This window comes from Variovorax sp. GW821-FHT09D05 (genome assembly GCF_059416325.1).
Genome location: NZ_JBWKOZ010000008.1, coordinates 193,242 through 216,924, shown reverse-complemented (window position 1 = coordinate 216,924; position 23,683 = coordinate 193,242). Strand labels below are relative to the sequence as shown.

Below are 23,683 nucleotides of genomic sequence, written 5' to 3'. Positions count from 1 at the left end.
GAAAAAAATCAGAAGGTGAAGCCGAGGCGGAAGTGCAGGCGGAATTTCTTCGAGTCCACGCCGTAGGCCAGGTCGGCCTGCACCGGCCCCACGGGGCTGCGCCAGCGCGCGCCCACGCCCACGCCCACCTTGGGCTTGAGCTCGCCGGGTTTGTCGGCCACGGCGCCGGCATCGGCGAACACCACGCTCTCCCATTCGGTGAGCTTGCCGTTGTAGACGAAGGGGCGCTGCCACTCCACGCTGGCCACGCCGAGGTAGCGGCCCGCAACGGTCTGGCCGTCGGCGCGCACGGTGCCGATCTGCTTGTAGCTGTAGCCGCGCACGGTGGTGTCGCCGCCGGTCAGGAACATCAGCGTGGACGGGATCTGCGCGCTGTCTTTTGCCGAGACCGCGCCGGCCTCCACGCGCAGCTGCAGGCGGCTGCGGCGCGCGCGCGCTTCCTTGTCGTCCGCCGCGCCCAGCGGCAGCACGCCGAGCCAGCGTGCGTAGGTGCGCGTGAAGGGCGTCTGCTCGCCGGTAAGCGTGTAGCCCGCGGCCACTTCGAGTGCGAGACCGAAGCCGCGCGAGGGCGACGCGTTGTCGTCGAAATAGCGGCCGGTCCAGCCCCAGTTGGCCGTCACGGCAGAGGCCGAGGGCGGTGCGTTGATGCCGCGGTTCTGCGCATAGTCGTACTGCAGGAAGTAGCTGCGGTCGATGTGGTCGCCCGACTTGCTGCGCCCGCCTCGCAGGCGTCCGCTGTCGACCACGTAGCTGCCCGATTGCTCGCTCTTCAGTTCGGCGCCCGAGAACCATTGCCAGCCGCGGTCGTCGGGAATCGCTTTCCACTCGGTGCCGAGCGACTTGATGTCGCGATCGACCGACAGCCGCGAGACGGAGCGCCAGCCCAGCAGCGGAATCTGGTTGTGGATGTGGTCGATCGACAGGCGCGGGCCGTTGTCGGTGGTGAAGCCCACGCCCATCACCACCTTCTGCAGCGGCGCCTCGCGCAGCTGCGCGATCACCGGCGCGGCCAGCGGGTTGCCGCTCTCGGTGTCGAGCGTGAGGAACACCGAGTCGTAGTAGCCGCTGCTGGCCAGGCGCTGCTGGGCATCGAGCAGCTTCTGCTGGTCGTAGTCGGTGCCGCTGGGCAGGCGGGCGATGCGGCGTGCGCCGTCGGGGTCGTAGCGCTGGATGCCGTGCAGCATCAGCGGGCCGAACTTGTAGGCCGGGCCCGACTGGTAGGTGACGCTGAGGCGGGCCTCGCTGCGGTCGGCATCGACTTCGGCGCGGCTGACCTCGATGCTGCCGGTGGGAAAGCGCTTGGCCGTCAGGCTGCGCAGCGCGGTGGTCTTCGCATCGTCCCAGGCCTGCTGGGTGAAGGGTTGGCCGGCGCGCAGGGCCCAGTTGGTGCGGATCGAATCGCGCTGCGCCTCGGCGGTTGCGTCGTTTGCGATCGGGCCGCCGTAGCTGATCTGCACGTTGCTCACCTTGGTGCTCTCGCCGGGCGAGACGGTGATGACGATTTTGCGCGGGGCCTTGGTGCTTTCGGGTGTCTCGTTGAGTTCGAGCGTCAGCGTGGGCGAGAAGTAGCCCATGGTGCCGAGCAGCTCGCGTGCATTGGCTTCGGCGGCCACCATGAGGCGGGAGATTTCGGTGGCGCCGAGGTCGTCGAGCTCGCGGTAGCGCTGGATCTCGAGGTGCAGCTTGAGGTAGTCGCGCACGGCCTCGGGGCCGCGCACGTCGACGGTGAAGGCGTCGCGCTTGTCGGTTTTTTTCTTGTCGTCGTCCTTGCCGTCGTCAGTGGCGGCAGTGCTGTCGGCGGCACCGCTGCGCACGAGGCCGGCCGCGGGCTTGTTGTCTTCGGGCGCCTCTTTCTTCGGCAGCAGGCTGCAGCCTTGCAAGAGCAGGACGCCGGAAAAAAGCAAAGCCGGCCACCATGCCGGCGAAGAAACTGAAACCACCCTGACCATGGGCGGATTCTGACAGCAAGATTCGCCGGTTCCTGAAGCGTCCGGATACAGATGGCTTCGTCCTACTTGGACAGCATGCGCATCGCGTCTTCGAGGCCTCGCAGGGTCAGGGGGTACATGCGGTTCGACATGAGCTGCTGCATCACCGCGATGCTCTGGCGGTACTGCCATACGCCTTGGGGCTCAGGGTTGATCCACGCGAACTTCGGAAAGGTGTGCGTCAGGCGCTGGATCCACTCGGCGCCGGCCTCTTCGTTGTTGTATTCGACGCTGCCGCCGGGCTGCAATATCTCGTAAGGGCTCATCGTGGCGTCGCCGACGAAGATGAGCTTGTAGTCCTTGTTGTACTTGCGCAGGATGTCCCAGGTCGCGAACTTCTCGGAGAAGCGGCGCTTGTTGTTCTTCCACATGAAGTCGTACACGCAGTTGTGGAAGTAGAAGAATTCGAGGTGCTTGAACTCGGTCTTCACGGCCGAGAACAGCTCTTCCACGCGCTGGATGTGCTCGTCCATCGTGCCGCCCACGTCCATCAGCAGCAGCACCTTGACGTTGTTGTGGCGCTCGGGCCGCATCTTGATGTCGAGGTAGCCGGCATTGGCCGCGGTCGAGTGGATGGTGTCGTCGAGGTCCAGCTCTTCGTCGTGGCCTTCGCGCGCGAACTTGCGCAGCCGGCGCAGCGCAACCTTGATGTTGCGCGTGCCAAGCTCCTGCGTGTCGTCGTAGTCCTTGTAGGCGCGCTGGTCCCACACCTTCACTGCGCTCTTGTTCTTGCCCGCGCCGCCGATGCGGATGCCCTGCGGGTTGTAGCCGCCGTTGCCGAAGGGCGAGGTGCCGCCGGTGCCGATCCACTTGCTGCCGCCCTCGTGGCGTTCCTTCTGCTCCTCGAAGCGCTTCTTGAGCGTTTCCATGAGCTCGTCCCAGCCCATCTTTTCGATCTTGGCTTTTTCCTCGGCGGTGAACTCACGTTCGAGCGTTTTCTTGAGCCAGTCGAGCGGCACTTCCTTCGTGAAGTCGGTCAGCATCTCCACGCCCTTGAAGTAGGCGGCGAAGGCGCGGTCGAACTTGTCGTAGTGCTTCTCGTCCTTCACGAGCGCGGTGCGCGAGAGGTAGTAGAAGTCGTCGATGCCGTAGGCACCGTCGGAGTTGGGCCCCACCACGTCGGCCTGCAGGGCCTCGAGCAGCGTGAGGTATTCCTTGACCGACACCGGCAGCTTGGCCGAGCGCAGGGTGTAGAAGAAGTCGATGAGCATGGGCGCTCCTTGTGTTTCAGCCGCGCGGCTTGTCGAGCAGGTACAGCAGCTGGGCCTTCACTTCGGGCCATTCGCCCGCGCGCAGGCTGTACATGACGGTGTCGCGGATGGTGCCGTCGCGGCGCATCACGTGGCCGCGGATCACGCCGTCTTTCTTCGCGCCCAGGCGCTCGATGGCGCGCTGCGAGGCGAAGTTGAAGTTGTCGGTGCGCCAGCCCACGGTGTTGCAGCCGAGTGCGTCGAAGGCATGCGTGAGCATCAGCAGCTTGCAGGTGGTGTTGACGTGCGTGCGCTGGCAGCGCGCGGCGTACCACGTGTAGCCGATCTCCACGCGCTTCACGCCCGGCAGGATGTCGTGGAAGCTGGTGCTGCCGAGCACCGTGCCGGTAGCCTCGTCGGTCACTGCGAAGGCGAAGCGGTCGGCGGTCTTCAGCGCGGTCTCGATGTAGGCGCGCGTGTCCTGCGGCTCGGGCACCGAGGTGACGCGCAGCTTCCACAACTCGCCGTCGGCGGCTGCGGCGCGCAGGCCTTCTTCATGAGCCAGCGACAGTGGCACCAGCGCGATGCCGCGGGCCTTCAGCGTGACGGGTTCGACGAACGCCATTTCAGACTCTCTTGTGTTTTCAGCCTTTGGGATCGCCATACTTGCGCACGTACCAGGCGCGCGCCAGTTGCACCCCGCCACCGCCGCCCAGGCCGATCAGCAGGATCCCGAAGATTTCCTTGTTGCCGTAGCCGGCGGCGCCGAAGGCATCGAGGCCCAGCAGCAGCCCCAGCCCGCGGCCGAGCAGCGCACCCAGCACGAACAGCACTGCCTGGGCAATGCCCAGCTTCATCAGCTGCCCCGTGGGATGCGGCGTCTGGCTCATGGACTCAGCGGTTGTTGCGTTGCATGAAGACGAGCTTCTCGAACAGCGTCACGTCCTGTTCGTTCTTGAGCAGCGCGCCCACCAGCGGCGGCACGGCGACCTTGTCGTCCTTGCTCTGCAGCGCTTCGAGCGGAATGTCTTCGGCCACCAACAGCTTGAGCCAGTCGAGCAGCTCGGAGGTCGAGGGCTTCTTCTTCAGGCCGGGCAGGTTGCGCACGTCGTAGAAGGTCTTCATCGCGGCCGTGAGCAGCTCTTGCTTCAGGCCAGGGAAGTGCACGGCGACGATGTGCTTCATCGTCTCGGCATCGGGGAACTTGATGTAGTGGAAGAAGCAGCGGCGCAGGAAGGCGTCGGGCAGTTCCTTCTCGTTGTTCGAGGTGATGAACACCACCGGACGGTGCTTGGCGCGGATGAGTTCGCGCGTCTCGTAGCAGTAGAACTCCATGCGGTCGATTTCGCGCAGCAGGTCGTTCGGGAATTCGATGTCGGCCTTGTCGATCTCGTCGATGAGCAGCGCCACCGGCTGGTCGGCCGTGAAGGCCTGCCAGAGCACGCCCTTGATGATGTAGTTCTGGATGTCCTTGACGCGCTCGCCGCCGTCGACGTCTTTGAGCTGCGAGTCGCGCAGGCGGCTCACGGCGTCGTATTCATACAGGCCCTGCTGTGCCTTGGTGGTCGACTTGATGTGCCACTGCAGCAGCGGCAGGCCGAGCGATTGGGCCACTTCCTCGGCCAGCATGGTCTTGCCCGTGCCGGGCTCGCCCTTGACGAGCAGCGGGCGCTTGAGAGTGATGGCCGCATTGACCGCGAGCATCAGGTCCTGCGTGGCGACGTAATTGTCTGAGCCCTGGAATTTCATGAGTGAGATGAGTGAGACGGAGGCTGGGGTGGAGAAAAGAACACACTCGACACGCGTTGTGCAGCCTCAGGGTTGGCCTGCACAGGGTTCCAGGGGACCCCTGCATATAATCGAATGTTGATTCGAAAAACTGTACTCTCCACGAGATTGTGCGCGCAAAATGAACAAGTTGTTGACCACGATGTTTGCCCTTGCTGTCGCTTGCGTGACGGTCTCGGCTGAAGCCCAGCAAGTCACTGGCAAGGCCCAGGACGGAGCAAAGAAGGTTGCGATGTGCGTGGGCTGCCACGGCATCATTGGCTATCAGGCCAGCTTCCCGGAGATCCACAAGGTGCCGATGATCGCCGGCCAGAGCGCCACGTACATCACGGCCGCGCTCACCGCATACAAGGGCGGCGACCGCAAGCATCCCACCATGCGTGCCATTGCCGACACGCTCACCGACCAGGACATCGCCGACCTCGCTGCCTACTACAGCCAGTTGGGCCTGAAGGACGGCAGTGCACCGCCGGCCACGCTGGCCAAGGCCACGCCCTCGAACGTCGAGGCGCTCATCACCCGCAACGCCGACAACAACTGCTCCAAGTGCCACGGCGCCAACTTCAACACGCCGAACGACGGCACCGTGCCCAAGCTGGCCGGCCAGCATGCCGACTACCTGTTCGTCGCGCTCAAGTCGTACCGCGTGAAGAACAACCCGCACCTCGGCCGCTCGAATGCGGTGATGGGCCAGCAGGTCGAAGACAAGAAGTTCACCAACGCCGAGCTCAAGACGCTGGCCAGCTACATCAGCTCGCTGCCCGGCGAACTGAAGACGGTGCCCGAATCGCGCATTCACCACGGCGCCGAATAAGCGCTTCGCTCATAACAAAAAAGCCCGCTGCCAGCGGGCTTTTTTGCGTCCGGGATTTCCCTGAGATCAGACGTCGAAGAAGGCAGTCTCGTCAGTGCCCTGCATGCGGATGTCGAAGCGATACGTCACTGCGCCGCCTTGCTCCACGCGCTCGGCGATCAGCGTGTGGCGGCGATCGGCCGGCACGCTCTGCAGCACTGCGTCTTTCGCGTTGGCTTCGGCTTCGTCGCTGAAGTACACGCGCGTGAACGCATGCAGCAGCAGGCCGCGCATCAGCACGATCACGTTGATGTGCGGTGCTTCGCCGGGCGATTCAGCGCCGGGCTTCACGGTGTGGAACACGAAGCGGTTGCCTTCGGCGGTGCCCGTGCCGACGCGGCCGAAGGCGCGAAAGCCCATGGCGCGTGCCTCGTCGGGCGTCTGCGGATAGCGGCCTTCGCCGTCGGGCTGGCTGATCTCGACCAGCGCGTCGTTGATCGGGTTGCCGTCGCCGTCGATCACCCGGCCTTCGAGGCGGATGCGCTGGCCGCTGGCCTTGTCGAGCGCCAGCACGGCGTCGAAGGGCTGGTCGAAGTCGTAGCCGTACTGCGTGGCGGTGAGGCCGTAGGCGAAGTAGGGGCCCACGGTTTGCGAGGGGGTCTGGCCGAAGTCGGCTTCCTGTGCGGTCATCAACATGATGTGTGTCTCCTGGCTCAGCGGTTCTCGAAAGGCGTTTCGTCTGCACCGCGCAGCACGATGTCGAACTGGTAGCCCAGTGCGTAGCCCTCTTCGGTGATGTCGAGGCTGAAATCGGCGATGAGACGGTTGCGGTAGCGCTCGGGCGTGCCGGTGATCATCGGGTCGTACTGCATCAGCGGGTCGCCGGGGAAGTACATCTGCGTGACCAGGCGGCTCGCGAAGCTCTGGCCGAACAGCGACAGGTGGATGTGCTGCGGGCGCCATGCGTTCGGGTGATTGCCCCAGGGGTAGGCGCCGGGCTTGATGGTGAGAAAGCGGTAGCGGCCTTCGCTGTCGGTCAGGCAGCGGCCCGCGCCCAGGAAGTTCGGGTCCAGCGGCGCGTCGTGCTGGTCGACCTTGTGCACGTAGCGGCCGGCGGCGTTGGCCTGCCACAGTTCGACCAGCGTGTTGGCCACCGGGCGGCGGCGCTCGTCGAGCACCTGGCCGGTGAGGATCATGCGTTCGCCCAGCGGTTCGCCGTTGCGGCGCGCGTTGCGCGTGAGGTCGTTGTCGAACTCGCCGATGCTGTCGTGGCCGTACACCGGCTGCTGCAGCTCGCCGAGCGAGGCCTTCAGCGGAATCAGCGGCTTCTGCGGGCCGCGCTTCACGGTGGACTTGTAGCCGGGGTAGACATAACTGGGGTGGGCTTCCCAGTCGCGCGGGGTGAGGATGGGCGAGGGGCCCTTGGTCTTGGTCAACATGTACGTTGTCTCCTGTCGTGGGACGAATCCGGAAGCCGCCACTTTAGAAGCGGCATCCGATGATGTAAATTGAAGATTGCTCCGTTCTCAATAACCAGAAGGCATTGAAAGACTCCGCCGATCTTCGCCAGGACTTCGTGCGCAATGTGCAGTTGCGGCACCTGCGCTGCCTCGTTGCCGTAGCGCAGGAGCGCCACCTCGCGCGCGCGGCCGAACGGCTGGCGCTGAGCCAGCCGGCCGTGTCGAAGACGCTCTCCGAGCTGGAGTCCATCGTCGGCACGCGGCTGGTCGAGCGCAGCAAGGCCGGCCGGCGCGGCGTGCAGGGCCTCACGGCCGCCGGCGAGCAACTGCTCGCGCATGCGCTGCGCGTGCTCGAAGCGCTCGATGCCAGCGCGCAGGCCGTGGCGCCGGCGGCGGGCGGGCGCATCGAGCGCTTGCGCATCGGCGCGCTGCCGAGCGTGGCGCCGGCGCTGCTGCCGATGGCGCTGGCAAGGCTGCGCGACAGCCGGCCTTCGGTGCAGATCGTGGTGAAGAGCGCCGCCAACCCCACGCTGCTCGACGAGTTGCGCGCCGGCGAGCTCGACCTGGTGGTCGGCCGCATGAGCGATCCGCGCCTGATGGGCGGCCTGAGCTTCGAGCTGCTGTACACCGAGCCGCTGGTGTTCGCCGTGCGCGCGGGCCATCCGCTGGCGCTGAAGGCGGCGTCGGTGCAGGCGGTGCTGGCTTATCCGCTGGTGGTGTACGGCGAGGGCACGATCCCGCGCCACAACACCGAGAGCTTCCTGTCAGCGCGCGGCCTCGTGTTGCCGGCCAACGCATTGCAGACGCTCGACGTGGCGGTGGCGCGCGCGCTGGTGGCGGTGTCCGATGCGGTGTGGATCACGCCGCTGGGCGCCGCGCGCGGCGAGCTGGCGGACGGTCGCCTCGTGCGGTTGCGCATCGAGACGGCTGGCACCGAAGAGCCGGTCGGGCTGCTGCAGCGCAGCGATGCCGAGCCTTCGGCGCTGCGCGGCGCCATGGCAACGCTGCTGCGCGAGGCTGCGAAGCAGCAGGGCGCGGTGCCGCAGCGGCCCAGGAAAACCTCTCGCGGCTAACTGGCTAGTCTTTCGTGGCCCTGCGCTGTACGCAGGCCACGTAGCCCTCGCCATCCGGCGGCCTGCCCGCGCGCTGGCTCTCCCACATCATCTGGCCCAGGCAGTCCATCGCCTCGTGATGCGCATGCAGCAGCGAGCCGCGGCGCGCTGCCAGCAGCTCGACGGCCTGGCGAATGCCGCGCGGCTGGTCGATGGAGCACTGCTCGCTGATCGACAGATGCATCGACAGATGAAGGAACGGGTTCTCGCGCCCGTTCGATCCGTCGTAGACACGCGCCACCGCCGCGTCGGCATCGACGAGGTCCTCGTGGTACTCGGGGTGCTCGTCGATCCAGCCGGCCGCGATGGTCTCTAGCGCTTCCATCGGCAGGCCCTGCCGGTGCTTGGCGTACACGTCGCAGAAGAAGCGGCGCACGTCTTCCTGGGAGGGGTTGAACATATATATAGATAGAGCAGAAGAAAAAGAGGGATGGGAGCCGTGTGTGGGGGCCGTGTGTGCGAGCCGTTTCGCAGGCGGCTTCGGGAGCTTGGGATGTGTCGGATGTTCCGGGTACAGGGCGTTACATCGTTACGTAACGAATCGCCAAATGACCTTCTTACGAGCTGTTTCCACACCCTGGTGGAAACCCCCGATTAAAGAAAAATCTCCATACAAATCAACAGGTTGCATTGCCATGGACCGCTTTGGCATGGGGCGCGAAAAAAGCGGCACGCTAGTTGCCCCTTAGTAGGCATCTTTTGTCACAGAGGCTGCCATGACCGCTCAACAAGCATCGACCAATTCGACCGAAGGACTTGCCGCCGCTGGCGTCGCTCCTGTGGTCATTGCCCAGGCCACCGTCACTCCGCTGGGCGCTCCTGCCTCGCTGGGTTCGGCGGCGCCCGCCGCAGCTGCTGGCCCGTCCAGCATCGGCACATTATCGAATGCCACGCCGGGTGTCGCAGTGATGCGCGACGGTGTCAGCATTCCCGTCGATGGCAATCAGACTCTGATGGCCGGCGACCGCGTGATCGTTCCGCAGGACGGCCACGCCAATGTTCTCTTCCCCGGATCGGCCACCAATAAGGCCCCGCTGGCCGGTGTGTTCACCGGCGGCACAGACGCCACCATCGGCTCGACCAAGCTGCCGGGCGGCCTCGAACAAGTGAATGTGGATGTCGCCTCGGGCGACCTGCAAGTGACCCCGCCGGACAGCGACGCAGATGCCGCTGCCCTGGCCGTGACCAAGAAGCTCGCAGCCGGCAGCGGCATCGGGCTGGGTGAATTCGCACTCGGCGCCCTGGGCGCCGCAGCGCTTGGCGCCGCCCTCAGCGGCGGTGGCGGCGGCAGCGACAGCGTTGTTCCGCTGCTCGTCGGCTCGGGCAATCCGACCACGCCCACCACGCCGGGCGACTCCGACGCGGATGCCGACTCGGATGCAGATGCTGACGCCGATGCGGATGCGGACGGTGATGCGGATGCCGATGCTGACGCCGATGCTGATGCCGATGCTGACGCTGACGCTGACGCCGACGCCGACGCCGACGCCGACGCCGACGCCGACGCCGACGCCGACGCTGATGCTGATGCTGATGCTGATGCTGATGCTGATGCTGATGCTGATGCTGATGCTGATGCTGACGCTGACGCTGACGCTGATGCTGATGCTGATGCTGATGCTGATGCTGATGCTGATGCTGATGCTGATGCTGACGCCGATGCCGATGCCGATGCCGACGCCGACGCCGACGCCGACGCCGACGCCGATGCCGACGCCGACGCAGACGCAGACGCAGACGCAGACGCAGACGCAGACCACCTCCTCGATCCAGGCGATGGCGCCGTCGGTCACGTCACCGACAGCCTCGGCAATGCGCTCGGCCTTGGCGACTCGCTCACGCCGGTCAACAACGTGGTCGACGGCCTGACCGACACGCTCGACGACGTGCTGGCTCCGGTGCTCGGCAGCGAGTTCACGCCGAACGATCCCAACCAGTTCGACCCTATCGACAACACTGTCGGCAGCGTGACCGGCCTGCTGGGCGACTCCCTGAGCCCCACGCTCGACAACCTGCTGGGCGAGGGCGCCACGACCGCCATCCTCGGCACGGTGCTGGGCCAGGTCGACTACCTGACCGACGCGCTGGACAACGGCCTGACCAACCTGATCGGTGACCACGGCATCATCAGCGGCCTGACCGACGCCCTCGGCCTCGGCGGCCTCACCGACCAGCTGGTGGGCGACGACGGCCTCCTGGGCGGCGTGCTCGGCAACGTGCTCGGCGACGGCAGCCTGGTGTCAGGCCTGCTGGCTGACGATGGCCTTGTCGGTGGCCTGCTCGGCGAAGGCGGCCTTGTCGGCGGCTTGCTGGGCGAAGACGGCGCCGTGGGCGGCCTGCTCGGCAATGTGCTGGGCAGCGACGGCCTCGTGGGCGGCCTGCTCGGCGACGGCGCGGTGGGCAGCCTGACCGGCGGCCTGCTGGGTGACGAGGGCCTGCTGGGTGGCCTGCTCGGCGACGGCAGCGCACTGGGCGGTGTTCTGGGCGACGACGGCCTCGTGGGCGGTCTGCTCGGCGGCGACGGCGCCCTCTCGGGTCTGCTAGGCAGCAGCGGCCTCACCGGCGAGCTGCTGGGCCACGGTGGCCTGGTCGACAGCCTGCTCGGCCAGGACGGAGCGATCTCCGGCCTCATCTCCGACAGCCCGCTGGGTGGCCTGCTCGGTGGCGAAGGCGGTCTCCTGGGCGGCGCGCTCGACGGCCTGCTCGCTGACGACGGTCTGGTCGGCGGCTTGCTGGGTGACGATGGCCTCGTCGGCGGTCTGCTCGGCGGCGATGGACTCCTGGGCGGCGTGCTGGGCGGCGACGGCCTGCTGGGCGGTGTGCTCGGCGACGACGGCCTGCTCGGCGGCGTGCTGGGCGACGATGGTCTGGTGGGTGGCCTGCTCGGTGGCGATGGCCTTCTGGGCGGCGTGCTGGGCGATGACGGTCTGGTCGGCGGCCTGCTGGGCGGCGACGGCATCGTGGGCGGCCTGCTCGGTGACGACGGTCTGGTGGGTGGTTTGCTGGGCGACGATGGCCTGCTGGGCGGCGTGCTCGGCGGCGACGGCCTCGCTGGCGGCCTGCTCGGGCCGGATGGCCTGGTTGGTGGCCTGCTTGGCGAAGACGGTCCGGTCGGTGGCCTGCTGGGTGATGACGGCCTGCTTGGCGGTCTGCTCGGCGATGTGCTGGGTGGCATCGGCGGTGGCGGCACCCCGGGCACCGGCGCGGCGCTGCTCGACCCGGCCGACGGCGTGCTCGGTAACCTGGCCGACGGCCTGAACACCGGCCTGCTGGGCGGGCTCGGCCTGGGCAACGTACTCGGGCCGGTTGTCGGCGTCGCGGACGGCCTGACCGACACGGTCGACGGCCTGCTGGGCCCGGTGCTCGGCACCAGCTTCACGGAGAACGACCCCAACGTGCTCGACCCGGTCGACGGCCTCGTTGGCCAGGTGGCGAGCGGTGCCTCCGGCCTGCTGAGCCCGCTGACAGATCAACTGCTCGGCGCGAACACGACGGCCGCGCTGCTGAATGGTGTCACGGCTCAAGTCGACTACCTGACGGATGGTGTGGCCAACCTGCTGGGGGGCGATGGCCTGCTCGGCGGGGTGCTGGGTGACGACGGCTTGTTGGGTGGCGTCCTCGGCGGTGACGGCGGCCTCCTTGGCGGCGTCCTGGGTGATGACGGCCTGCTGGGCGGTGTGCTCGGCGGCGACGGTGGTCTCCTTGGCGGTGTCTTGGGTGATGACGGTCTGCTGGGCGGTGTGCTCGGCGGCGACGGCGGCCTCCTTGGCGGTGTCCTGGGTGACGACGGCTTGCTGGGCGGCGTGCTTGGCGGCGACGGCGGTCTCCTCGGTGGCATCCTGGGCGACGACGGCTTGCTGGGCGGCGTACTCGGCGGTGACGGCGGCCTCCTTGGTGGCGTCCTGGGTGACGATGGCCTGCTGGGCGGTGTGCTCGGCGGCGACGGTGGCCTCCTTGGCGGTGTCCTGGGCGACGACGGCTTGCTGGGCGGCGTACTCGGCGGCGACGGCGGCCTCCTTGGCGGTGTCCTCGGTGACGACGGCCTGCTGGGTGGCGTGCTCGGCGGTGTTACCGGCGGCGACGGCGGCCTGCTCGGCGGCATCCTCGGCGACGACGGCCTGCTGGGTGGCGTGCTCGGCGGTGTTACCGGCGGCGACGGCGGCCTGCTCGGCGGCATCCTCGGCGACGACGGCTTGCTGGGTGGTGTGCTCGGCGGCGTGACCGGTGGCGACGGCGGCCTGCTCGGCGGCATCCTCGGTGACGACGGCTTGCTGGGTGGCGTACTCGGCGGTGTGACCGGTGGCGACGGCGGCGTGCTCGGCGGCATCCTCGGTGACGACGGCCTGCTGGGCGGCGTGCTCGGCGGTGTGACCGGTGGCGACACCGGTGGCCTGCTCGGCGGCATCCTCGGTGACGACGGCCTGCTGGGCGGCGTGCTCGGCGGTGTGACCGGTGGCGACACCGGCGGCGTGCTCGGCGGCATCCTCGGCGACGACGGCCTGGTGGGTGGCCTGCTTGGCGGCGTGACCGGTGGCGACGCCGGTGGCCTGCTCGGCGGTGTGCTCGGCAACGATGGCCTGGTAGGCGGTCTGCTCGGCAACGACGGCCTCGTCGGCAGCCTCCTGGGTCAGGACGGTCTGGTGGGTGGCCTGCTCGGCGGCCTGACCGGCACCGACAGCCCGGTGGCCAACATCCTGCAGCCGGTGACCTCGGTCGCCAGCGGCCTGACCGACACCGTGGCCCCGATCGTCTCGAACGCGACGAGCGCGGTGCACGACGTGACGGCTCCGGTGACCGACATCCTGGCCGGTGCCACGACGGCGACCGCTCCGGTGACAGACGTTGTCAGCAGCGTGGTGAACGGTGTCGAACATGCAGTCACCCCGCTGGTGACCGATGTCGTGACCCCGATCACCAGCCTGGTCGAGCACGCCGCGTCGCCCGTGACGAACATCCTTCACGGTCTGCTGGGCTGATCACTAAAAGACAAAGAAGGAAGAGGGGCGAGGGAGCTAGTAGCTGCTGCAGCACCAGGGACAGGCCACCACCGGCCTGTCCCTCGAAAGGACCGATATGAAAAAGAATTTCCGCACACTGACCATCGTCGCCCTCGGCGCAGCCCTCGTGGGTTGCGCGGCCCCGAAAGCGGGCCGCGACGATGCAACGTACTACTACTCGAACAAGGCCGCCACCGCGGTGCCGAAGGTGGAGCCGGCACCGCCGCCGCCGCCGCAGAACGGACCGGTCGGCGTGCCGAAGATCGTCTACTTCGACTTCGACAAATACAACATCAGGCCGGGCGATCGCAACATCGTCGAGGCGCATGCGAGCTTCCTGCGCAACCGGCCGGCGAGCCGGGTCGTGATCGAAGGCCACACCGACCAGCGCGGCGGCCGCGAGTACAACCTCGCGCTGGGCCAGCGCCGTGCCGATTCGGTACAGCGCACGCTCACGCAGCTCGGCGTACCCGCCGAGCGCATCGAAGCCATCAGCTGGGGCCTGGAAAAACCAGCGTCGCTCGAAACCACCGAGGAGGGCTATCAGCTCAATCGCCGAGCCGAATTCAGCTACCGCTGAACCGGATCACCGCGATGACTTCGACGACGGCGGTTTCCGGCCCACGCACACGTCATCAAAGCGAGAGCAGATGACGGGCGCGGCCGGTCTCCCGCATTCGTCCGGAGCCGAATGATGTCCTTCCCAGACCAGCTCCACGCCTGCCACGAACGCCTGGTGTCGGTGTGCGCGGCGCTGCCTGCCCCGTACCCGGCGTTCACGCTGTTCTTCTCCGTGAGCGATGGCTCGCAGCGCGCACACGTCGTGCACGCGCGGGCCGCCGATTTCGAGACCGCCTGGCGCGAAGGCGCCGAGCATGCCGAGCGCTGGGTGCGCGAGCGCGGCATCGTGTCGCCGTGGCTGCGCATCGACTGGGTCGAGGGCGCGAGCCCGATGGACTGGGCCCAGTTCAAGACACAGCTCACCGCCGTCAAGCGCAACTACTTCCGCCTCGGCCTGGCCTTCGACAAAGATTTCGCGCTGGCCTTCACCGAGCAGGAGCTCAACGCCAACGCCATGCTGTGCGGCGATTCGACCATTCCGCATTCGGTGGTGAACGCGCGCAACTTCGAGGTCTACGGCCAGGCGCGTTTCCAGAGTTCGCCGCCGCTGGACATGCCCTCGGACCAGCCGGTCTACCTGCTCGCCACGGTGGGCGTGTTCTGCCAGCCCGACGGCGTGGTGCACAAGCTGGTGGGCACGGGGCTCGACGCGGGCCGCCGGCAGTTGCCGGCACTCAACCCGCAGTCGGTGCTCGACCTCGTGCGCAGCGGCTCGTCGTACCTGGCGCGCCAGGTGCAGAGCGACGGCCTCTTCGTGTACGGCTACTTTCCGTGCTTCGACCGCCGCATTCCGACCTACGACGCGATGCGCCATGCGAGCGCGCTCTACGCAATGATCGAGGCATGGGAGCTCACGCGCGACGAAACGCTGCGCGCGGCCATCGACCGCTCGCTCGACCATCTCACGAGCTCGCTGATCCGCGACTACACGCTGCTGGACGGGCGCGCGGTGGCGTTCCTGGTAGACACCGGCGGGGAGATCAAGCTCGGCGGCAACGCGGCCTGTGTGCTCGCACTGGTGAAGTACTGCGAGCTGACGGACACGCGCCGCTGGCTGCCGCTGCTGGAAAAGCTCGCGCTCGGCATCGCCTCGCTGCAAGACCCGGCCACCGGCCGCTTCAACCACGTGCTGCATGCGGCCGACCTCACGGTCAAGCAGGCCTCGCGCATCATTTACTACGACGGCGAAGCGGCCTACGGCCTCATGCGCCTGTATGCCCTCACGCGCGACCCGCAATGGCTGGCCGTGGTCGAAAAGGCGTTCGATCATTTCATCTCCAGCCAGCACTGGCAGGCGCACGACCACTGGCTCAGCTGCTGCGTGTACGAGCTCACGCACTGGAGCCCGCAGGAGAAGTACTTTCGCTTCGGCCTGCAGAACGTGGCGGGGTATCTGGACTTCGTGCTCGACCGGAAGACCACCTTCCCGACGCTGCTCGAACTCATGCTGGCCGCGCAGCAGATGCTCCAGCGGCTCGAGGGCATGCCCGCGATGCGGCACCTGCTCGACGAGCTCGACGTCGAGAAGTTCTACCGTGCGCTCGACTACCGCGCGCACTACCTGCTCAACGGTTTCTTCTGGCCCGAGATGGCGATGTACTTCCGGCGGCCTTCCACCGTCGTCGGCTCGTTCTTCATCCGCCATCACTCGTTCCGCGTGCGCATCGACGACGTCGAGCAGTACGTGTCGGGCTTCGTCGCCTATCACCGTTACCTGGTGGAGCGGCGCGCCTCGCCCGGAGCGGCCGGCACTGGCGGCGGCGGCAGCACCGGCGTGGGCGGCGCGCGCGACGACGGCGCCGTCTGGACCGCGAGCGAGATGGCACGCGTGACCGGCGGCGAATGGGTCGTCAAGCCCGAGGACGGCTGGCGCGCCACCGGCGTGGCGCAGCGCTCTTTCATGCGCAAGGGCCGCGTGGTGTTCGACCACCAGACGCGGCCGTCGAAGACACCACTGGCGGCCGTCACGCTCAAGGGCGTGCTGCAACCGGCCGCGGCCGTGCTGTGCACCGACCCCAAGCCGCACCTCGACAAGCGCGTGCCCGTGCTCAAGGTGTCGAACGTGCTGCAGGCCGTACTGGAGCTGGGCGACCATGCGCGCGCCGAGTTCACCGGCCGCGTGTGCGGCGTGCTCGGCAGCGGCGCGACGAACGGCGCGGCAAGCGGCACCGTCGCCGCCATGTTGGCCGGCGCGCTCACCGTGTGGGGCGAGGTCGGCCAGCCCGAGGGCAACGTCAGCCTGCCATCGGGCATTGCCTGGAACATGACCTGCATGCCGCGGCACGCGGCCTACTGGGTGCTGGAGATGGGCACCTCGCACATGCCGGCGTCGGCGCAGCTGGTGCGGCCTTCGCTGGTGGTGGTGACGGGGCTGTCGGCCGCATCGCAGAAACACCGCGGTCCGTCGGAGGCCGCAGCGCGGCTCGACAGCCGGATCTTCCAGGCCATGGCGCCGGGCGACAGCGTGGTGCTCAACCGCGACATGCCCGAGTTCGCGACCTTTGCCGAAGCGGCGATGGCGCAGCAACTGCAGATCGTGACCTGCGGCGAGCACAAGGACGCCGACGTGCGCCTGCTCGCCTTCGACCATGGCGAAGTGCAGGCGATGGTGGCGGGCGAGCCCTTTCAGCTGCGGCTCAATGCGCCTGGGCGCCACATGGGCGCGAGCGCCATCGCCGCGCTCGCGGCCCTGCAGGCAATGCGCCTGCCGCTGGCGGCCGCGGTCGAGCCCTTCGCGCACTTCGAGCCGCCGGGCGGCCGTGGCGCACTGCACACCATTCACATCGGCGGCGGCAGCTTCAAGCTGATCGACGAGACCTACGACGCCAACCCGAGCTCGATGCGCGCGGCGCTGGAGCTGCTGTCGCAGGCGCCCTGCGAGCCGTCGCGCCGCGTGGCGATCCTCGGCGACATGCAGGAGCTCGGCCCCGCCGCGCAACGCCACCACCTCGACCTCGAAGCCGAGTTGCTGGCCTCCCAGCCCGACCGCGTGCTGCTGTGCGGCCCGCTGATGCGGGCGCTGCACACGCGCATTCGCACCAAGGTGCGCTCGCACTGGTTCGTCGACGTGTCCGATCTGTCGACCGCGCTCGGCAGCCTGCTGCAGCCCGGCGACTGGGTGCTGGCGAAGAGTTCAGCGGGCGTCGGCCTGTCCCGGTTGGCCCGGGTTTTGAAAGCACTGCCATGAGATGGAACGTACTTGCGAATTCGCCCTTCGAACATGAGGTGCCGCTGCGTCGGCAGCCGTTGCGCCGCTGGTGGCTGGGCTGGCTGCAACTGCTGTGCGCATGGGTGCTTTGCATGCTGCTGTGCGCCAACATCGCATTGGTGTTCGCAGAGGGTTTGCCCCAATCAAACAGGGAGGCCAAAGCAGGGAGTCCGGCCGGTTGCGCGGTCAAGGGAAGCGCCGCGCAACCGGAGCCGGTTCATGGGAGGCGAAAGCTGTCGTGTTGATGTGCACGGCGAGTGAATTTTTGCCTTGTAACAGCCGGGTAACAGTTGATAATGACGCAGGCGTCATTGCACGACGGATCGGCTCTTTCCCATGATCAAGTTCCTCTTGCCCAGTCAATTGGTTGCCGACACGCCAGACGAACCTGGCGCCAGTCCCTATGCGGGCGCCTTGAACGCCGCATTCCGAGCGGCCTACCCGCTGGTGAAGAGCGCGGCATGGCGCTCGCTACCCATCAGCCTGTTCGGGCTGCTGCCTTCGATCTTCCTGCTGCAGGTGTATGACCGCGTGCTCTCGCGCAGCGGTACCTCGACGCTTGCCGCGCTGGTCAGCGGCATCCTGTTTTTCCTGTGCATCGAGTTCTGGCTGCGCACGCGCCGCTCGCGGCTGCTGCGGAATGCGGGCGCCATCATCGACCACGGTGTGTCGGGCGCGCTGCTGAACTCGATGCTGGGCCGCCCGCTGCGCGCGCTCGAAGCACGGCCTGCTTCTGTGTGGCACCTGTACTTCCGCGACGTGGCCTCGGTGCGCGGCACTGTCACCGGCGGGCTCGCGCAATCGATCTTCGACCTGCCGATGGCCATCTTCGCGCTCATCGTCATCGGCATCGTCGCGCTGCCGGTGCTGCCGGTGGTGGCGCTGTTCCTGGCCATCATGTCTTTCCTCGCGTGGTGGTGGGCCGACGAAGTGCGCTCCGGCCGCGTCGAGGAAGTGCAGCGCGGCCGTGGCCTTGAGCGCGTCACGGCCGAGATCTGCAACGCGCGCGAAACCCTCAAGGCCCAGGCCAACGACGCGCCGACCATCGAGATGTGGCGCAAGACCTACAACTCATGGCTCACCGAGAGCTTCAGCAAGAACGGCCAGATCGAAACCGCGCGCGACGGCACCACCGTGCTGCTCACCGTGTTCTCGGTCGTCGTGGTGACCGTTGGCGCGGTCTCGGTGATGGAGCAGTGGATGACGGTGGGCGGCCTTGTCGCATCGAACATGCTGGCGCTCAAGGCGCTGCAGCCGGTGGCGGGGCTGGTGTCGAACTGGCGCTCGCTGGCCACCGCGAAGGAAGCCGCCAAGCGGCTCGAAACCGTTCTGCGCGAACCGGTCGAGAAGCCGCCCACGGGCATGACGCTGCCGCAGCCGCTGGGCCGCATCACCCTGAAGGACGTGAGCTTCAGCTTCACCGAAACGGCGCAGCAGCCGGTGCTCGAAAACGTCGACCTCGACATCGGCCCGGGCGGGCTGCATGTGATCGTCGGGCGCAACGGCGCGGGCAAGTCCACGCTGGTGAAGCTGCTGTCGGGCCTGTACACGCCCACGCGCGGCATCGTCAGCATCGGCGAGTACGACCTCTCGCAGTTCGGCCGCGAAGAGCTGTCGCACTGGATCAGCTATCTCTCGCAGGAGGTCTACTGGTTCGGCGGTTCGCTCATCGACGTGATGCGCCGCACGGCCCCGGGCCAGAGCGACGAGCAGATTGTTGCGGCCTGCAAGCTCTCGGGCGCGCACGACTTCATCTCGCGGCTGCCCGACGGCTACCGCACCATGGTCGGCGAAGGCGGCACCGGCGTGTCGGTGGGCGAGCGGCGCAAGCTGGCGCTGGCCATGAGCTTCCTGCGCAAGCCCTCGGTGCTGGTGCTCGACGAGCCCAGCAACGACCTCGACTTCCAGAGCGAGCGCAACCTGCTCGCCACGCTGCTCGCGGTGGCCAAGGTGCGCACCGTGGTGGTGGTCACGCATTCGCTGCGCATCGTCTCCGCCGCCAGCGTGGTCTACCACGTCACGGGGCTGGGCAATGTGGAGCAGGGCACGGCCGCAGTGATGGTGCCGAAGCTGTTCGGCGTGAAGAAACCGCTGGTCGCGCTGGGCGATGCGGAAGACGGTGCAGCGGGGGCCACGGCCTCCCGCTCGATGGCGTGATGCGCGAATGACGAGTGACCGGGGACGCGATTTGAAATCAGATTTGCCGCAGATTCTTCAGGACGAGAACGACAAGCGCGCGGCCCAGACCTCGCCGCAGGGGCGGCGGCGCCAGTGGATCATCGGCGGCGCGATCGGCGTGCTGGCCCTGGTGGGCCTTGGCTTCCCGATGGAGACCGTGGTGGTCGCGCCCGGCCGCGTGATCCCTTCTGACCGCGTCAAGTCGATCCAGCATTTGGAAGGCGGCATCGTCAGCAACGTGCTGGTGAAGGAAGGCGACAAGGTCAAGCAGGGCCAGTCGCTGGTCGAGATCGACCTGGGCGGCAGCGGCCTCAACCTCGAAGAACTCACGGCCCGCTATGCCGCCACGCAGGCTACCCGCGTGCGCCTCATCGCCGAGAGCCGCGGCCAGCCGCTCAAGCGCGAATCTTTTGCCACCGACATCGACGAAGCCGTGTTCGAAGGCGAGACCGGCGCCTACCAGGCGCGCGCGCTCGAACAGCGCGGCGTGATGGCAGGCGCCGTGTCGGGCCTGGAGCAGGCGCGCAGCAAGCAGCTGGAGCAGCAGGCCAAGGTCAAGGGCTTGAGTGACCGGTTGGTGCTGGCGCAAAAGGAACTGGAAATCTCCGAGCAGCTGCTCAGCGAAAAACTGGTCGGCCAGGTCGAGGTGCTGGAAAAGCGGCGCCAGGCCGAGAGCGCGCGCAGCGAACTCGCGGTGGCGCGCCAGGGCGTGATTTCAGCCAACGCGTCCATCACCGAGGCGCAGGCCAAGATGGCCGAGGCCGAAGGGCGCTTTCGCCGCCGCGCATCGGATGAACTGGCCACGGTGGAGCGCCAGTTCGCCAGCCTGAGCGAAGACCTGGCGCGTGCCCGCACCCAGCGTTCGCGCACGGTGGTGAAGGCGCCATCGGACGGCATCGTCAAGGGCCTGCGCAACTCCAGCCCGGGCTGGGTGGTGAAGCCCGGCGAGTCGATTCTCGAAGTGGTGCCCGACGAGGACGAGATCATGGTCGAGGCGCGGCTCAACCCCAACGACCGCGGCTTCATCGAAGTGGGCCAGCAGGCGCGCGTGAAGATCACCGCCTACGACTACCTGCGCTACGGCGCGGTCGACGGCAAGGTCAAGCTGGTGGCGGCCGATGCCGACCGCGACCCGGCCATTTCCAGCGGTGCGCCGTACTACCGGCTGCTCATCAGCATGTCTCAGTCCCACGTGGGGCGCGACGAGAACCGCATTACCGCCGGCATGGAGTCCGAAGTGGACTTGCGTGTGGGCACCGACCCGTTCATCTGGTACATCCTGCGACCTGTGCTCAAGCTGCGGCGCGAAGCCTTCCGCGAACCATGAAGTACCGCAAACCGGTCGACCTGCGCCGCATGGGCTCCGGCGCTGTCTGCGCAGCGTTGTGCGCGAGCTTCGCGCTGCCGCCCGCTGCCTTTGCGCAGGAGCAACAACAACAGCAGCAGGAGGCAGGTGCCACGCTCATGCTCGCGCGCCGCCTGTCCCCGCCGTCGCTCGGCGCCGCGAGCTACACCCAGCAGGTGAAGCAGGCCCTGATAACGCTGTCGCAGGAATACCCGGAAGTGCAGACCGCGCAGGCGGCAGCCAACACCAGCAGCTACAGCGTGGATGCGGCCAAGCAGGCGCGCTACCCGCGCTTCAAGCTCGGCACTTCGTCCGGCAACTACAACAGCGGCGCGGAAAACGCCAAGACCCAAAGCTACACCGTGCTCACCGCCGAGGCGCGCATGAGCCTGATCGACGGCGGCGCCATGAGCGCCGCGCAGCGCGCCGCCGAAGCGGGCAACCAGGCGGACGACGAAGCCGTCATCACCACCTCGCAGAAGGTGGTGCTGGACGCGCTCACCGCCTACCTGCAGGTGCAGCGCTTCGACCTCAAGAAACAGATTGCGCACAAGGCCACTGAAGTGGTGGCCGAAATCTCCAAGGCCGAGGCCCGCCGCGTGGCGCTGGGCGTGAGCGGTGACAACGACCTGAACATGGCGGCCTCGCGGCGCGCGCTGGTGGCCGCGCGCGAGTCCGACTTCGAGGCGCAGCGCGACGAGGCGCTCGCCAAGTTCCGCAACTACTTCAAGTTCTCGCCCAATCCCGAGTCGCTGCCCGTGCTCGCGGCACCGGCGCAATGGCGCATCGGCTCGCAGGAAGAGGCGCTGCGCCGTGCAGAGTCGCGCAGCACCGAAATTGCAGAGGCGCAGGGCCGCATCGACCGCGCCAAGGCGCTGGCCGACCAGCAGGACGCGAGCCTCTACCCGTCGCTCGACGCCGTGCTCGTGAAGAGCAAAGACCCGCGCGGCGTGTCGCCGCAAGACCCGACGCGCGCGGCCGTCGAACTCAACTGGAACTTCGGCAACGGCTTCGACCGGCAGCTGCGCCTGAAGTCGGCGCTGGCCGAAGTCGCCAACCAGGAAGCCAAGCTCGAAGGCGTGAAGCTCAACCTGTTCGAGCTCACGTCGGCATCGTGGTCGCGCACCGTCTCCGGCCGCGAGCGCGAGAAGCAGCTGATGGAAGCCGTCAGCACCGCCGGCCAGGCCTTCCGTGGTCGCCGCCGCCTGATGGAGTTCGGTCGCGAGACCCTGCCCAAGGTGCTCGACGCGCAGCTCGACTACTACACGCTGCTGTTCGACTACGTCGATGGCGTGTTCGACCTGCGCATCTCCGAACTGCGCCTGGCGCGCACCACCGGCGAACTGCGCATCGACCCGGTGGGCACCAACGGCTGGATCGACCGCCTCTTCGGCGCGCCCAGCCGCCAGGTGCTGACGGAAGACGGCCTGCTGGCAAAGCTCTGCATCTCGAGCAACACGGCCTGCGCGAGCGAGCCGGTGGCCGAGCGCAGCGTGGACGCGGCTGGAGCGAACCCGCCGCTGCGCAGGACCCCGCGCCTTTCGACGCCCTGAGGCCGCTGTCGTCGGTCAGGCGTCTTCGGGGATGCCTGGCTCGCCGTCGAGGATCTGGTACTTGCGCATCTTCTCCCACAGCACCTTGCGGCTGATGCCCAGGTGCTGCGCGGTGTCCTGGCGCTTCCAGTCGTTGATCTCCAGCGCCGCGATGATGCGATTGCGCTCGCTGCTGTTCCAGCCCTTGCGGTCGGCGCTGCCATCGAGCGAGCTGCCATTGCCGTTGCTGCTGCCGCCGCCCATGCCATTGCGGTCGGCGAAGATCGCCGGCGCGGGCGTGCCGCGCGTGAGTGCGATCGCGCGCTGGATCAGGTTCTGGTCCCATGCGTGCAGTTGCCGCGCGATCACGCCCACGCGCTCCGCGAGATTGCGCAGCTGCCGCACGTTGCCCGGAAAGTAAGTCTCGGCCACCGCGTCGCTGAGCCAGTGCGGCGTTTCGCCGAGCGTTTCGAGCTCGTCGCCCAGCACGTTGGTCAGCAGCGCCTTGAAGATCGCGATCTTGTCGACCTCGCCGCGCTCTTCGAGGCTGGGCACGTGCAGCTCGATCACAGCGAGCCGGTAGAACAGGTCGGCGCGGAACTCGCCGCTCGCCACCATCTCGCGCAGGTTGCGGTTGGTGGCCGCCACCAGCCGGAAGTCGACGCGCACCGGCGCCGTCGCGCCCAGCCGCGTGACCGCGCTGTCTTCCAGCACGCGCAGCAGCTTCACTTGCTGATAGCGTGGCAGGTCGCCGATTTCGTCGAGGAACAGCGTGCCGCCCGTGGCCTGCTCGAAGTAGCCGCGATGCGCGTGCACTGCGCCCGTGAAAGAACCCTTGGTGTGGCCGAAGAACAGCGACTCGAAAAGCCCGTCGGGAATCGCGCCGCAGTTCACCGCCACGAACGCGCCCTTGCTGTAGTGCTGGTGCCCCAGGTGCAGCTGCTGCGCAATGCGCTCCTTGCCCACGCCCGTTTCGCCGCGCACCAGCACGCTGTGGTCGCAGTCGGCAAAGGCGCCCACCTCGGCCAGCAGCGCCTTCATCGCTTCGGAGTGCGCCACCAGCACATCGGGCGGCTGCGGCGCAACCTCGCGCGCGCGCAACTGCCGCACCAGCTTGGCGACCATCGTGCGCAGCTCCGCGCAGGTGAAGTCGTACGGCAGCACGTGCAGGTACTCGGGCGGATAAGTGCGCGAATCGCGCTCGCGCGAACCCGCCGCAACCCAGATCACCGGCATGCCCTGCAGCAGCTCGGTGGCATGCGCCAGCCCGCCGCTGTCGATGACCGTGACGCTGATGATCGCCACCGAGGGACGCAGCGCGGCACCGCGATCCTGCGGCGGAGGCGGCAGGCCATCGGCCCGGATCACCTCCACGTCGAAGCTCGCCATGCACCGCGCGATGCGGTCGAGGATGTCGGCTTTGCCTTCCCAGACAAAGAGGTCGAGTTCGTCGAAGTTGGAGGCGCTCATA

Annotated in this window: 17 protein-coding genes; 8 read left to right on the top strand and 9 right to left on the bottom strand. The window is 67.6% G+C overall.

The window, feature by feature from the left end; genetic code table 11:
- Positions 1–8 precede the first annotated feature (8 nt).
- The 5 genes from AC07O3_RS22570 to AC07O3_RS22550 form a co-directional block, all read right to left on the bottom strand.
- On the bottom strand, positions 9–1,949 hold the full coding sequence (locus tag AC07O3_RS22570; protein WP_495340382.1) for an autotransporter assembly complex protein TamA: 1,941 nt from the start codon (positions 1,947–1,949) through the stop codon (positions 9–11).
- 62 nt (positions 1,950–2,011) lie between these two features.
- The gene (locus tag AC07O3_RS22565; protein WP_093057530.1) at positions 2,012–3,199 is read right to left on the bottom strand and encodes a vWA domain-containing protein; all 1,188 of its coding nucleotides are present in this window, start codon (positions 3,197–3,199) and stop codon (positions 2,012–2,014) included.
- A gap of 16 nt (positions 3,200–3,215) precedes the next feature.
- Entirely contained in the window at positions 3,216–3,803 is a 588-nt protein-coding gene (locus AC07O3_RS22560; protein WP_093079735.1) for a GNAT family N-acetyltransferase, read from the bottom strand.
- A gap of 19 nt (positions 3,804–3,822) precedes the next feature.
- Positions 3,823–4,068 carry a hypothetical protein gene (locus AC07O3_RS22555; RefSeq protein ID WP_093057533.1) on the bottom strand — a complete coding sequence of 82 codons (246 nt, stop codon included), beginning with the start codon at positions 4,066–4,068 and terminating at the stop codon, positions 3,823–3,825.
- A gap of 4 nt (positions 4,069–4,072) precedes the next feature.
- Positions 4,073–4,927 (bottom strand): AAA family ATPase, encoded by an 855-nt coding sequence (locus AC07O3_RS22550; RefSeq protein WP_093057534.1) that lies wholly within the window; start codon positions 4,925–4,927, stop codon positions 4,073–4,075.
- A 160-nt stretch (positions 4,928–5,087) separates the two neighbouring features.
- On the opposite strand from AC07O3_RS22550, the gene AC07O3_RS22545 reads away from it, so the two are divergent.
- A complete protein-coding gene (locus AC07O3_RS22545) occupies positions 5,088–5,780 on the top strand; it encodes a c-type cytochrome (protein ID WP_495340381.1) in 693 nt (230 codons plus the stop codon).
- Positions 5,781–5,846: 66 nt separating this feature from the next.
- Here the strand turns inward: AC07O3_RS22545 and pcaG are convergent, their stop codons facing one another.
- Together pcaG and pcaH are read right to left on the bottom strand one after the other, a co-directional pair.
- On the bottom strand, positions 5,847–6,455 hold the full coding sequence (gene pcaG, locus AC07O3_RS22540; RefSeq protein ID WP_440532640.1) for a protocatechuate 3,4-dioxygenase subunit alpha: 609 nt from the start codon (positions 6,453–6,455) through the stop codon (positions 5,847–5,849).
- A gap of 17 nt (positions 6,456–6,472) precedes the next feature.
- Complete coding sequence (gene pcaH, locus AC07O3_RS22535; protein ID WP_093057537.1) at positions 6,473–7,198, bottom strand: protocatechuate 3,4-dioxygenase subunit beta; 726 nt, start codon at positions 7,196–7,198, stop codon at positions 6,473–6,475.
- Between the two features lie 104 nt (positions 7,199–7,302).
- On the opposite strand from pcaH, the gene AC07O3_RS22530 reads away from it, so the two are divergent.
- On the top strand, positions 7,303–8,292 hold the full coding sequence (locus AC07O3_RS22530; RefSeq protein ID WP_495340380.1) for a LysR substrate-binding domain-containing protein: 990 nt from the start codon (positions 7,303–7,305) through the stop codon (positions 8,290–8,292).
- Between the two features lie 4 nt (positions 8,293–8,296).
- On the opposite strand, the gene AC07O3_RS22525 is transcribed toward AC07O3_RS22530, so the two are convergent.
- Positions 8,297–8,731, bottom strand: coding sequence for a DUF1841 family protein (locus AC07O3_RS22525; RefSeq protein ID WP_093057539.1), 435 nt, complete (start codon positions 8,729–8,731; stop codon positions 8,297–8,299).
- Positions 8,732–9,047: 316 nt separating this feature from the next.
- On the opposite strand from AC07O3_RS22525, the gene AC07O3_RS22520 reads away from it, so the two are divergent.
- The 6 genes from AC07O3_RS22520 (at position 9,048) to AC07O3_RS22495 (ending at position 22,233) form a co-directional block, all read left to right on the top strand.
- Complete coding sequence (locus AC07O3_RS22520) at positions 9,048–13,307, top strand: hypothetical protein (RefSeq protein WP_495340379.1); 4,260 nt, start codon at positions 9,048–9,050, stop codon at positions 13,305–13,307.
- Positions 13,308–13,404: 97 nt separating this feature from the next.
- Positions 13,405–13,908: a peptidoglycan-associated lipoprotein Pal gene (gene pal, locus AC07O3_RS22515; RefSeq protein ID WP_093057541.1), complete on the top strand. Its 504-nt coding sequence runs from the start codon at positions 13,405–13,407 to the stop codon at positions 13,906–13,908.
- A gap of 111 nt (positions 13,909–14,019) precedes the next feature.
- On the top strand, positions 14,020–17,136 hold the full coding sequence (locus AC07O3_RS22510; RefSeq protein ID WP_097198023.1) for a glutamate ligase domain-containing protein: 3,117 nt from the start codon (positions 14,020–14,022) through the stop codon (positions 17,134–17,136).
- Between the two features lie 357 nt (positions 17,137–17,493).
- Positions 17,494–19,314, top strand: coding sequence for a peptidase domain-containing ABC transporter (locus AC07O3_RS22505; protein ID WP_258352953.1), 1,821 nt, complete (start codon positions 17,494–17,496; stop codon positions 19,312–19,314).
- A gap of 31 nt (positions 19,315–19,345) precedes the next feature.
- Positions 19,346–20,662, top strand: a complete 1,317-nt coding sequence (locus AC07O3_RS22500; RefSeq protein WP_093079720.1) for an HlyD family type I secretion periplasmic adaptor subunit — start codon at positions 19,346–19,348, stop codon at positions 20,660–20,662.
- Positions 20,659–22,233, top strand: a complete 1,575-nt coding sequence (locus tag AC07O3_RS22495) for a TolC family protein (protein WP_495340378.1) — start codon at positions 20,659–20,661, stop codon at positions 22,231–22,233. Before AC07O3_RS22500 ends, AC07O3_RS22495 begins: the two co-directional genes overlap by 4 nt.
- Before the next feature lie 15 nt (positions 22,234–22,248).
- Here the strand turns inward: AC07O3_RS22495 and AC07O3_RS22490 are convergent, their stop codons facing one another.
- Entirely contained in the window at positions 22,249–23,682 is a 1,434-nt protein-coding gene (locus AC07O3_RS22490; protein WP_093057547.1) for a sigma 54-interacting transcriptional regulator, read from the bottom strand.
- Between the last annotated feature and the right edge of the window lies 1 nt (position 23,683).